8 protein-coding genes and 1 pseudogene are annotated in these 12,127 nt (G+C 61.2%); 6 read left to right on the top strand and 3 right to left on the bottom strand.

The genetic code is table 11. The features are described 5' to 3' along the window. Positions 1 to 34: 34 nt before the first annotated feature. From copC to AC1DMK_RS25520, 3 genes are all read left to right on the top strand, one after another. Positions 35 to 403: a copper homeostasis periplasmic binding protein CopC gene (gene copC / locus AC1DMK_RS25530; RefSeq protein WP_477863067.1), complete on the top strand. Its 369-nt coding sequence runs from the start codon at positions 35 to 37 to the stop codon at positions 401 to 403. 2 nt (positions 404 to 405) lie between these two features. Further along, positions 406 to 1,284, top strand: a complete 879-nt coding sequence (gene copD, locus AC1DMK_RS25525) for a copper homeostasis membrane protein CopD (RefSeq protein ID WP_477863065.1) — start codon at positions 406 to 408, stop codon at positions 1,282 to 1,284. A gap of 121 nt (positions 1,285 to 1,405) precedes the next feature. Next, positions 1,406 to 2,008 carry a HupE/UreJ family protein gene (locus tag AC1DMK_RS25520; protein WP_477863063.1) on the top strand — a complete coding sequence of 201 codons (603 nt, stop codon included), beginning with the start codon at positions 1,406 to 1,408 and terminating at the stop codon, positions 2,006 to 2,008. A 79-nt stretch (positions 2,009 to 2,087) separates the two neighbouring features. Here AC1DMK_RS25520 and AC1DMK_RS25515 read toward each other — a convergent pair whose 3' ends face one another. Beyond that, complete coding sequence (locus AC1DMK_RS25515) at positions 2,088 to 2,495, bottom strand: response regulator (RefSeq protein ID WP_477863150.1); 408 nt, start codon at positions 2,493 to 2,495, stop codon at positions 2,088 to 2,090. A gap of 286 nt (positions 2,496 to 2,781) precedes the next feature. Between AC1DMK_RS25515 and AC1DMK_RS25510 the strand changes: the two genes are divergently transcribed. The 3 genes and pseudogenes from AC1DMK_RS25510 to AC1DMK_RS25500 all read left to right on the top strand — a co-directional run. Beyond that, complete coding sequence (locus tag AC1DMK_RS25510; protein ID WP_477863061.1) at positions 2,782 to 8,256, top strand: alpha-2-macroglobulin family protein; 5,475 nt, start codon at positions 2,782 to 2,784, stop codon at positions 8,254 to 8,256. Beyond that, on the top strand, positions 8,253 to 10,334 hold the full coding sequence (gene pbpC / locus AC1DMK_RS25505) for a penicillin-binding protein 1C (RefSeq protein WP_477863059.1): 2,082 nt from the start codon (positions 8,253 to 8,255) through the stop codon (positions 10,332 to 10,334). The genes AC1DMK_RS25510 and pbpC overlap by 4 nt, the downstream gene beginning before the upstream one ends. Positions 10,335 to 10,470: 136 nt before the next feature. After that, positions 10,471 to 10,766, top strand: a pseudogene (locus tag AC1DMK_RS25500) (DDE-type integrase/transposase/recombinase); the annotation flags it as partial. 89 nt (positions 10,767 to 10,855) lie between these two features. Here AC1DMK_RS25500 and AC1DMK_RS25495 read toward each other — a convergent pair. After that, positions 10,856 to 11,437, bottom strand: coding sequence for a type II toxin-antitoxin system VapC family toxin (locus AC1DMK_RS25495; protein WP_477863057.1), 582 nt, complete (start codon positions 11,435 to 11,437; stop codon positions 10,856 to 10,858). Then, complete coding sequence (locus AC1DMK_RS25490) at positions 11,427 to 11,723, bottom strand: hypothetical protein (protein ID WP_037063073.1); 297 nt, start codon at positions 11,721 to 11,723, stop codon at positions 11,427 to 11,429. The genes AC1DMK_RS25495 and AC1DMK_RS25490 overlap by 11 nt, the downstream gene beginning before the upstream one ends. Between the last annotated feature and the right edge of the window lie 404 nt (positions 11,724 to 12,127).

The following is a 12,127-nucleotide window of genomic DNA, read 5'->3' as shown; positions in this document are numbered from 1 at the left end:
TCATTCCCGTTCTATTCGATTAGGAGACATCCGCATGCATGAACTCACCCGCCTTCTCTTCGTGTCCGCTATCGTCAGCCTCGGCCTTTCCGGTCAGGCGCTGGCGCATGCGCACCTGACTACCAGCGTTCCCGCCGACAGCGCCACGGTCGCAAACGCGCCGACCGAGATCGATCTGCATTTTTCCGAAGAACTTGAGTTCAAATTCTCCGGAATCACAATCGTTGGACCCGGCAAGGCCGTGGTTAAGATCGGCGATGCAAAGCTGCTGGACGAGGGCAAGACGCTTATGGTCCCGGTGACCGATAGGCTCGATGCCGGTCGCTACACGGTGGAGTGGCACGTGCTTTCGACCGATGGCCACAAGACCAAGGGTAGTTATGACTTTGTCGTCAAGCCCTGACCTTGACCTTTGACCGTGACCTGATCCTCTGCCGCTTTTTGTTCGACGGGGCGGTTCTGTTCCTGTGGGGCATGTCGGCTTATCTCGCCTGTCTCGTGCCGGCACAGCTGTCGCGGCTGTTGGATCATCGGCTTTGCAGGCCGCGCAACGTTGCGGTCCTGACGGTGGTCGCAACAACGGTCGTGATGCTTCCACTACGGGCGGCTGCTATAGGTGAGGGATGGCGCGATGCCTTTTCGCCTACCGTGCTGCAAACCGTTGCGCTTGATACCGGCGTGGGTCGTGCGTGGCTGGCGCAGGCCTGTCTCGCTGCACTGCTTGTCACCACGTCTGCACTACCAAACAGGCACCGGCCAGCGGCCCGGGCCGTTTGCGCCGGACTGCTCCTCTTCACTCTTGTGATCAGCGGGCATGCGGCGATGAACGGTGGCTGGCTGCGGATCGTCCACCGGGCGAACGATGGCATTCACCTGCTGTCGGGCGGCGCATGGCTCGGTGCTCTCGTGCCGGTTCTCGCTGTTTTGCCGTTGCTTTACGATCCGCGATGGCAACAGGATGCGCGCCTGGCGTTGACGCGCTTTTCGACGGCGGGGCATGTTGCCGTCGCGCTTGTTCTTCTGTCGGGCATCGCCAATACGATGCTGGTCGTCGCAAGCGTGCCATCTGATTGGTCTCGCAGTTATCAGTTGCTGCTTGTCGTGAAAATCGGGCTGGTCGGTGTTATGGTGACGCTGGCAATCGTCAACCGATATGTCGTTGTGCCGCGGCTTGGTCGCAGACGGTTCCCGCTGGCGCTGAAGCTCGCCACCGCGGCCGAAGTGGGCCTCGGCGTCGCCGTCGTCGCGCTTGTTGCAGGGATCGGCACTTTGCCGCCGGTCTGACCCGCTTGCCGACACCATCCAACCCCTACGTCAAATGACGGTAGTGCGCGTTTTTTCTCTTTATCGGGCTAGTCTGCCGTGTCATTTTCCGACGCGACATCGCACATTTCAAGGGGCACACATGTTTTCAAAGAGCGTTAAATTCAGCGCCGCGCTTGCGGCTATTCTTGTTGTTCCGTCGCTGGCTTTTGCCCACACCGGCGTTGGGGATACGCTCGGCTTTGTTCATGGTTTCAGCCATCCGCTTTCCGGCCTGGACCACGTGCTGGCTATGGTGATGGTCGGCGTTCTTGCATGGCAGCTCGGCGGCCGTGCCGTCTGGATTGTGCCGATGACCTTTGTGCTGGTGATGGCGCTAGGCGGTGCACTCGGCATGATGGGGGTTGCCGTTCCCTTCGTCGAAACCGGCATCGTGCTGTCGGTCATCGTTCTCGGGGCGGTCGTTGCGCTTGGCATTCAGGCTCCGGTCGCGATCGCGGCGGGCATCGTCGGGCTGTTTGCGATTTTCCATGGTCACGCCCACGGCGCTGAAATGCCAGCGGCTGCCGGTGGCATGGCTTATGCGGCTGGCTTCATGATCGCGACCGCGACCCTGCACGCCGCAGGTCTTGCGAGCGGCTATTTGATCGGAAAAATCGGCGACCGCCACGGTACATTTGCAACGCGCGCGGCAGGCGGCATTGCCAGTCTGGCTGGCGTCGGCCTTCTGACAGGCCTCATCTGAGGCTGACGGCCCGGCGAAAGGCGCGTTATGCCTGATTGGGGCAAGTGCGTCGCGCAAAATCTCCGGTCTGGCGTGGCAGTCAGCCGAACCCGCGGCGCACATCCGAGGCGTGCTTCAACGATCTCTCCACTGCTGACGGTATCGCCGGCTTTGTGACGACGCCCAGTGCCCCTTGCAGTCGGCCCGCCACCGCCTCGGGATTGCCGGTCATGAAGACCACCGTGACGCCGAATTCTTCCACCAGCCGACGGCCGATCTCCGGTCCCGTCGGGCCATCGGAAAGATTGACGTCAACAAATGCGATGTCGGCTGCCGGTGCTAGTTCCATTGCCTGGTCCTTGCCGGTTGCAAGCCCGGCCACGTCAAATCCCATGGCCTTGACTGTCGCCTCGAGATCGAGAGCGATGAACAGCTCGTCCTCGACGATCAAGACGCGGTGTTTGCCGGCAGCCTTGCTCTCTGGATTACGCTCTACGCTGGTACCAATCACAGTTCTTGCCTTCCATGTCGAAAGAACTCGATCCCATAACGGGCCCGCAGAAGATATGTTCCGCCGCGATGCAGATTTATGTCAGCGTAAGACTTTGTTAACATTAAAAAATGTTTAACGGTAGCAGATTGCTCCCGAGGGCGGCTGCGCCTGTCTTGAGGTTCTTCGCTGGCGTTGAGAAAACAACCAGAGTTGGTTGCCGCATAGCTCATGAGCCGAGTTGACAAGCGGAACGGGAGACCGGAGAGTGGCGCAATCCAGCGCCAGGATCTTGGGAGGCTCTATGTCTGCACGCGTGCTTTTCGCGGCTGTCGCCGTTGCTCTTTCAACTGTCTTCGTGGGCGTTGCGGCTCACGCTGCGGAGACGAAACGCACGATCCAGACCGTCCGGGACGCTGATTATTTCGGCTTCGATCTGCGCACCGAGCAAAATGTCACGCTCGAGCAATGCAAGACGAGCTGCATCGGCGACAAGGTCTGCAGGGCATTCACCTATAATCCGACTGCGAAGTGGTGCTTCCTCAAGTCAGACTTCAAGACGATGAACGCCTTCCCGGGGGCGATTGCCGGAAGAATTGTCGAGACCACCAACGAGCAGGAGCCGGATGTTGGCGCTGCGCCCCGGATCACATTCCTATCGGGCGACGTCCTTGAGCAAGCGCGCGACGACAAGACCAACCTCGAGGTTGCCGAGGATCAGCGGGGCCAGAGTGCCGACAGCCTGATTGCCAACGGGCGCATTGATCTGACTGCCGGCAATGTTGTCGACGCGTTGAAATCCTTCCGCAGCGCCCTGGCGCTGACGCCGGAGAGTGCCGACCTGTGGCTCGAAACGGCGCGTGCCGGCGACAGCTTCGTCAAAACCGATGCCAATAGCGGCAGTGACATCTACGCGCAGGCGGTCCTAGCCGCTCTCAACGGTTACGATCTCACGCGAACCGCGACCAGCCGTGCAGACGCGCTCGCCGTGCTTGCAGCTGCCCTTGAGAAGAATACGAGTTACCGTGCGGCCCTCAATGCCTACAAGGCAAGCCTAGCGCTTGTAAATTCCAAGGAGGTGCAGGCCGCCTTCCTGCAGTTGAAGTCGACACAAGGCTTTCGCATCACCGAGCACACGGTCGACGCAGACAGTGCATCACCCCGTGCTTGCGTCACCTTCTCGGATTCGCTCGTCAAGACGACCGACTACACGCCTTTCGTGACGCTCAACGGTGCCTCTCCGAAGGCACTTGAAACAAAGGACAAGCAGATCTGCGTCGAGGGCCTGGCGCACGGCGAAAACTACAAGATAGCCTTCCGCACCGGTCTCCCGTCTTCCGTCGACGAGGTTCTGGAGGCTCCAGTTAGCCTCGACATCTATATCAAGGATCGCACTGCGAGCGTGCGTTTCACAGGCGACAGCTTTGTTCTGCCGTCGACGGCGAGGCGCGGGATTCCGATCGTTTCGGTCAATATGGTGTCATCCAATCTCAAGCTTTATCGCATTGGCGATCGCGGCATCGCCCCGCTGCTGACGAGCTCGCAGTTTCTCACCCAACTCGACGGCTACAGCGCCCAGCGCATCGAAAGTGAAAGCGGCGAGCTGGTCTGGCAGGGCGCGATCGATATCGCCAACGACCTGAACAAGGATGTGGTCACGAGCTTCCCGGTGGACGAGGTGCTGCCGGAGCGCAAGCCGGGCGTCTATGTGCTGACCGCAACGGCACCGAATGCGCCAGATCAGGATTGGAACGCCCAGGCAACGCAATGGTTCGTCGTGTCCGACATCGGCATCACCACCTATGCCGGGACGGATGGCCTGAACGTGTTTGCCCGCTCGCTGGCCTCGGCGAAGCCGATGGCAGGCGTCGAGCTGCAGCTACTGGCAAAGAACAATGAGGTGCTCGGAACGGCGAAGACGGACGAAAACGGCCGCGCGACCTTCACCGCGGGCCTGATCCGCGGAACATCGGCTCTGACGCCGGCCGTGATAACGGCAAGGAACGGGGCGTCCGACTACGTCTTCCTCGACATGACGCGTGCTGGATTCGACCTTTCCGACCGCGGCGTTACCGGCCGCAGCTCCCCCGGCGCCATCGACGTTCTGACCTGGACGGAGCGTGGCATATACCGCGCCGGCGAGACGGTTCATGCTGCCGCCCTTGCCCGCGACAATGACGGCAATGCGATCGAGAACCTTCCGCTCACCTTTATCTTCCTGCGGCCAGACGGGGTCGAGGATCGGCGGATCGTTCGCCAGACCAGCGATATCGGCGGCTATACGCTCGACTTCGACGTTCAGACAAACGCGATGCGTGGCACCTGGACGATGAACATCCATACCGATCCGAAGAGCTCACCGATCGCGACGAAAAGCTTCCTCGTCGATGATTTTGTGCCTGATCGTACCGATATGGAGATCAAGACCGAAGCCAAGGTCATCGGCCCTGAGACGGCGGCGACGGTCAATATCAGCGGGAAGTATCTCTACGGTGCGCCGGCCGCGGGCCTGGCGCTTGAAGGCGACGTCGTCATCAAGCCAACCCGCCAGAGCGAAGTCTTCCCTGGCTATTTCTTTGGTCTTGCCGACGAAGAGGCAAACGAGGATTCACGCCAGTCGATCGAAGGGCTGCCGGAACTCGACGAAAATGGTGAGGGCGTCACGGATCTGACGGTCGGCGAACTGCCGGCGACGACGCAGCTTCTCAACGCAACGGTCTACATCCGGATGCAGGAGACCGGGGGCCGTGCCATCGAGCGCTCGCTGGTCATTCCGGTGAAGAACCAGGGACCGATGATCGGCATCAAGCCGGAATTCTCCGGCGATCTCGGCGAAAACTCGATCGCCAATTTCACCGCAATCGGCGTCAGCGCAGACGGTCAGAAAGAAGAGATGAAGGGGCTTCGCTGGAAGCTCTACAAACTCAACCGCGACTACCAGTGGTATCGCGACGGGACAGCGTGGAAATACGAGCCGGTCTATACCGCCGAGCAGGTCGCCAACGGCAACGTCGACGCAAGCATGGACGGCGGCAAGATCTCTTCGCCCGTCGGATGGGGCCGCTACCGGCTGGAGGTCGAAAGCACACAAGCCGAGGGGCCGACGTCGAGCGTCGAGTTCGATGCCGGATGGTTCGTCCAGGCAACGTCGACGGAAACGCCAGATGGGCTGGAAATCGCACTCGACAAGGACAGCTACAAGGTCGGAGAAACGGCCAAGCTTAAGGTTTCTTCACGCTATGCCGGCGAGCTGATGATTGCGGCAGGGACCGAGACGCTCGTTGCCGTCCAGAACGCCGCGATCGGCGACAAGGGCGGCGAGGTTGATATCCCCGTCACCGCCGACTGGGGTGCAGGTGCCTACGTGACGGCAACCCTGTTCCGTCCTGGCGATGCGCAAGACAGCCACCTGCCGATGCGCGCCATCGGCGTCAAATGGCTGAAGGTCGATCCGGCCGAACGCGCGCTGCAGGTGAAAATCGACGCGCCGGACAAGATGCTGCCGCGCGGGCCGCTGCCCATCACTCTTGCTGTGGCCGGCGCCGGCGCCAACGAGGATGCCTATGTGACGGTTGCGGCCGTCGACGTCGGCATTCTCAATCTGACCCGCTACGAACCGCCGAATCCGCAGGACTGGTATTTCGGACAGCGTCAGCTCGGCCTTGAAATTCGCGATCTCTACGGTCGTCTTATCGACGGCTCGCTGGGGGCGACAGGCAAGCTCAGAACCGGCGGTGATGGCGGCGCGGTGGCTCTGCAGGGCAGCCCGCCGACACAGAAGCTTGTCGCATTTTTCTCCGGCCCCGTGAAACTGGACGCCGAGGGCAAAGCGCATGTGAGCTTCGACATTCCGCAGTTCAACGGCACCGCACGCGTCATGGCGGTGGCATGGTCGAAAACCGGCGTCGGCGAAGCGACGAAGGATGTGATCATCCGCGATCCGGTTGTCGTCACGGCCAGCCTCCCGCGCTTTCTGGCGCCGGGAGACACATCGGAGCTTCGTCTCGATATAGCCAACACGGATGCGCCGGCAGGCGACTACAAGCTGGCAATCACGGGCAATGATGCCGTTGCAGTCGTCAACGGTTCGCAAACGATCCGCCTTGAGGCCGGTGCCAAATCGGCCGTGACGCTTGCGGTAACTGGCAGGCAGCCAGGCAACGGCAGCGTTTCGATCAACCTTTCCGACGCCGGCGGGCTCTCGCTGGACCAGGCTGTCGATGTGCCGGTTCGGCCTGCGGTCTTGCCGGTGACCGAGCGCCGCGTGCTGGCGCTCAAACCGGGCGCCAAGCTGACGGTCGACAAGGCTCTGCTCGCCGACAGCGTGCTGCCGGGCGCTTCCGTCAGCGTCAGTGTCACCAGATCTGCCGCGTTCGACATTCCAGCGCTCTTGATGTCGCTCGACCGCTATCCGTTCGGCTGCGCCGAGCAGACGACGAGCCGGGCTCTGCCACTGCTCTATCTCAGCGATCTCGCCAAGCAATCCGGTCTGGAAGACGACGCGGATGTAAGAAAACGTGTTCAGGACGCAATTTACCGGGTGCTTTCCTATCAGGCATCAGCCGGCAGCTTTGGTCTTTGGGGGCCGGATAGCGGCGACCTCTGGCTCGATTCCTACGTCACCGACTTTTTGACGCGGGCTCGCGAACAGAAATACGACGTGCCGGATCGGGCGCTCGCGCAGGCGCTCGAAAATCTTCAGAATGCCCTCAGCTACGATGTCAACGTCAAGGATCAGGGCGACCAGATCGCCTATGCGCTCTATGTTCTTGCCCGCAACAAGAAGGCCGCGATCAGCGATTTGCGCTATTACGCCGATACGATGATCAACGACTTCCCGACCCCCCTTGCCAAGGCCCACATCGCAGCTGCCCTTGCGCTCTATGGCGACGCGACACGCTCGAAGAATATCTTCGTCGACGCTCTGCAGATGTCGGAGCAGTCGATGGTCACCCGGGTCAACCTGTCCCGCACCGACTACGGCTCCGTTCTCCGGGATAGTGCGGCCATTCTTGCGCTGGCGGCGGAAAGCCGTCCCGTTCCCCCCGTGGTTCCGGAACTCGCCAAGGCGGTCGCCAAGGAGTGGAACCGGGCCAAGTATACCAGTACGCAGGAACAGGCATGGATGCTGCTTGCTGCCCGGGCGATCCAGGGCGGCGACGATTCACTCAAGCTCGACGTCAACGGTGCGCTGCACGGTGGCGCCTATATGGCCACGATGACGGGCGACGCCCTGATGGGCAATCCGCTGACGCTCACGAACCAGACGAGTGATCCGGTATCGGCCGTCGTGACGACAGTTGCCGCCCCAACTGTGCCGCTGCCGGCCGGCGGTGACGGCTTTGCCATCGATCGGACCTACTACACGTTGGATGGCGAACAGGCGAACGTCACCGAAGCCAAGCAGAACGAGCGCTACGTGGTCGTTGTGCACGTCACGGAGAGCAACAACTGGCCGTCACGCATCGTCGTCACCGACCTGCTGCCGGCAGGCTTCCAGATCGACAATCCAAGTCTCGTTGACAGCGCTCAGCTCACCAACTTCGACTGGATCGGCGAAGTCACGGCTGCCCACACCGAATTCCGCAACGACCGTTTCGTCGCGGCCTTCAATCGTTCGGCCGACGACAACCGCGAAATCAACGTCGCCTATGTCGTCCGCGCCGTCACTCCCGGCACTTACGATCATCCGGCCGCCAGCGTCGAGGACATGTATCGTCCGCAGTTGTCTGCACGTACGGCGACCGGCAAGATGGAGGTTTTGGCAGCGCAGCCATGAGACTGAGGCGGAAACTTGCGATCGTTGCTGTGGGCGGCGTCTTTCTGGCCGGCGCAGCGCTCGTTGCGCTCTACGCAGCGGACAGGGCTTTTCCGCCGCCACTCGAAAAGGCCGGCACGGTATCCTCCGAAGTGCTGGACGCCGACGGCCAGCTATTGCGCGCCTTTGCAACGCCGGAAGGTCGCTGGCGGCTGAAGACCAGTGTCGGCGACGTCGACCCGCAGTTCCTGCGGATGCTCGTTGCCTACGAAGACCGCCGCTTCTACCAGCATGGTGGCGTCGATCCATGGGCGATCGGTCGCGCTGCACTGCAGCTCGTCATGAGCGGTCGCATCGTTTCCGGCGCGTCCACGCTGTCGATGCAGGTGGCACGACTGATCGAGCCGCGTCAGGGCCGCTCGTTGTCGGCAAAGCTGCTGCAGGTCGCGCGCGCAATCCAGATCGAACGACGGCTTTCCAAGCAGCAGATTCTCGACCTCTACCTCACTCACGCGCCATACGGTGGCAATCTCGAAGGGGTGCGTGCCGCGAGCCTTGCCTATTTCGGCAAGGAGCCAAGGCGTCTGACTGTGGCACAGGCTGCCCTCCTGGTTGCTCTTCCGCAATTGCCCGAACGACGCCGCCCCGATCGCAATCTTGCGGCGGCGGAAGCCGCGCGCAAGCGCGTCCTGGAGCGCGTGGCCGTCGTTGAAGCGGTCGGAGACGGCGAGGCGGAACGTGCCGAGGCCGTGCTCGTTCCGGAACGGCGCATGCAGCTCCCCGCGCTCGCTGCCCATGTTGCGGAAGCCGCATTGCGCAAGGAGCCCGGCCTTTGGCGGCATCGCACGACCCTGAAGAAACCGGTACAGGACGGGCTCGAATCGGTTGCGCGGGCTGCTGCCCTCAAGCTTGGACCGAAACTCTCTCTCGCGATGGTCATGGCGGATGCGCGGACCGGCGAGATCGTCGGTGAAGTTGGTTCAGCTGACTATTTCGATGCGAGCCGCTCCGGTTGGATCGATATGACGCGGGTCAATCGCTCACCAGGCTCTACGCTGAAGCCATTCATTTACGGTCTTGCCTTCGAAGAGGGATTGGTCAGCCAGGAAACGATCATCGAGGATCGACCTGCCGATTTCTTCGGTTACCGGCCGCGCAACTTCGACATGAGCTATCAGGGCGACGTCACCGTGCGCGAGGCCTTGCAGTTGTCGCTGAACGTTCCCGCGGTCAAACTGCTCGATGCCGTCAACCCGGTGAAACTTCTGATCCGCTTCCGGCGCGCAGACGTGCGTCCCGTTCTGCCACCGAACGAGACACCGGGCTTGGCGATTGGCCTTGGCGGCCTCGGCATCACGCTCAAGGACCTGGTGCAGCTCTATACTGCACTGGCCAATCACGGTCAGGCGGTCAGGATCGGGGATGGCATCAACAGCCAACCCGGCAGGATCGACGGCGAAGCCCTGCTCGATCCGGTCGCCGTCTGGAACGTTGCCGATATCCTATCGGGCGTCATTGCGCCGGCGGGAGCCCCCCAGCGCGGCATCGCCTACAAGACGGGTACGAGTTACGGCTACCGCGACGCCTGGTCCGTCGGATATGACGGGCGTTATGTTCTCGGCGTCTGGGTCGGCCGGCCCGACAACGGCGCCGTACCGGGATTGACCGGTTACGGTACTGCCGCCCCCATACTGTTCGAAGGCTTTGCGAAGTCGGACATTGCGACAACACCGCTCCCCCGGCCGCCATCGGGTGCGATGCGGATCGCCCAGGGGCAACTGCCGATCAGCCAGCGCCGGTTCGCCATCAATCCAAGCGGGCTTCTGGCGACGTCCGGCCGCGAGCCCGCACCTCAGATCGTCTACCCGCCCGAGGGCGCGCATGTCGATCTCGGCGCCAAGAGCGGCGACCTGTCACCGCTGATGCTGAAGCTGCAAGGCGGGAGAGCGCCATTCCGCTGGCTAGCCAACGGCAAGCCGTTGCCAGATCTCTCTCGTCGCCGAACCAATCAATGGATGCCGGATGGCGGAGGTTATTCCAAGCTCACCGTGATAGATGCCATGGGCCGGGCCGCGAGCGTCGGCGTTTTCGTCGACTGATCACCAACAACAAGTTCGGAGCAACAGCAAACCCATTGACGGTCGGCCAGGCCCTCTACATGCGCGCAAAATTCCCCGATGGAAAGCTCTGGACGTCACCGTATCCGCCACACTGGAGAGGATAGGGGCACCGTTAGACAAGCTTCAATCCTACGGTGCGGCGAAGCGGGAAATCATGCCCGGCGTCGAACATCGCTCGCACAAGGCCTGAACAATCGGGCAGAAAACTCCCATCAGCCTATCCGAAGGCGTGAGAGGATCATGAAACGCTTTAAGTCAGCAAGGCATCTTCAACGCTTCGTTTCCATCCACGACCCGATCGCCAACCTCTTTTACATTCCCCGCCACGACATTCCATCCACACACCATCGTGAACTGCGAGCCGCAGCCTTGGATGCCTGGCGCCAACTCGCACGCCTTCACGCCGCATGAAGCAAAGCCGTACTCCAAAATATTGTCTTCGCGGCGTTAAGTTTACGGTGCCGTGGCGAGAGAAAGGGAGAACTCGGCATTTATGGTGATCACGCGCCCAGCGAAGCTCGATAGAGAATAATCCGGCCGGTTGGTATGATCTGCGAGAGGAAATCAAAGTCCCGAACGTTGCCGGTCAGCACACTCGCGCCCAGCTGCCGCGCCTGCAGGAAAACGAGAGCGTCATTGACGAAGCGCCGCTCATGTCCCTCTCCCTCCGGCAGGTTGCTCAAGCGGAAGAGCAAACCAGCTAACACACCTGCCTGCCCCCAGATGGCTGCGTCTGGCGCATGAAGGCGGTGCTCTGGAATTTCTTCTACGGTCGCCTGGATCGTTTCGAGGGCCCACTTCGTGGAAGTATGCTTTGGGTCCAGCCGTCCGAAGGCATGCGTCAGCTCAGACAGACAGACTGCCGAATGGTAGCATAGTCGATAAGTAAGCAACGTATCGACTTCCACCGGCGAGCGCCCCCGCAACACATCCAGATAGACGCTGGTGTCCAGAAACACCGGCCCTCCAATTGACGGTTCGTTATTAACCCATGGGAGATCCTCGTCGCGCCTGCGCTCAAGTGTTTCGACGTGTTTCTGGGGCTTTAGTAATCGAAGCGTTTCAGAGAGATCAAACCCCAAGATCAATATCCGCCGGGACGCTGCCCTTGCGGCCAACCAAACGCGCGCCAAAGTCATCTTCAAGAGCCAACCGGGAAAGCGCCAACTCCAGCAGCTCAGTGTCGGAGGTGACATGAGCCCGCTTCTTGGCCGCCTCGATCAGCTCTGAGGGCACTCGCCCTGACAAGCGGGTATTCTTCGCGGTGCCAAGGAGACCGACGGCCTTCGCTTGCTCGAGCACGAGCTTATTGCGCGTCAACGCGGCTTTCGCTTCACGTTCCGCAGCAGTTCGTGGTTGGGTACCCATAGGCTTCTCCGCTGTTGAACGGAATATAGAATCCGTTGAACAGAAAGGCAAGGTTCAAAATTGGGGTGGCTGCCAAAGCCGCCAAGGAAAGTCTGAATAGAATCGGATCCCGTTGATCGCCCATAATATTTTGAACAGTCGAGGCCAACATTCGCAACTTCACAACAGTTATTCCAGCAACCTTCTGGCGTGATCTGCGAACTACTGGGTTGGTGCATCCCGGTGCTCCGCTGCCGCAGGGGAGCGGTTGATCCGATCGTGTCCCCGGAGGTGGTGTAGGTCGCGGCGGAGGCCGTGCTTTCCGACATAGAGCCGGAGGATATCAGCGTGCCACAGCGGGCAGACTGATTTGGGGATCATCGCTCATTTGCGCCATGGTCTCAAGGGTCATGTACCTGGCCCCC

Source organism: Rhizobium sp. 05L419 (assembly GCF_056397845.1).
Note: the sequence above shows the minus strand (reverse complement) of the source record. Positions and strands in the feature narration are given on the sequence as shown.

Coding starts and splice junctions, on each gene's coding strand:
- copC (WP_477863067.1), top strand. CDS start 35: ATGCATGAACTCACCCGCCTTCTCTTCGTGTCCGCTATCGTCAGCCTC.
- AC1DMK_RS25520 (WP_477863063.1), top strand. CDS start 1,406: ATGTTTTCAAAGAGCGTTAAATTCAGCGCCGCGCTTGCGGCTATTCTT.
- AC1DMK_RS25510 (WP_477863061.1), top strand. CDS start 2,782: ATGTCTGCACGCGTGCTTTTCGCGGCTGTCGCCGTTGCTCTTTCAACT.
- pbpC (WP_477863059.1), top strand. CDS start 8,253: ATGAGACTGAGGCGGAAACTTGCGATCGTTGCTGTGGGCGGCGTCTTT.
- AC1DMK_RS25490 (WP_037063073.1), bottom strand. CDS start 11,723: ATGGGTACCCAACCACGAACTGCTGCGGAACGTGAAGCGAAAGCCGCG.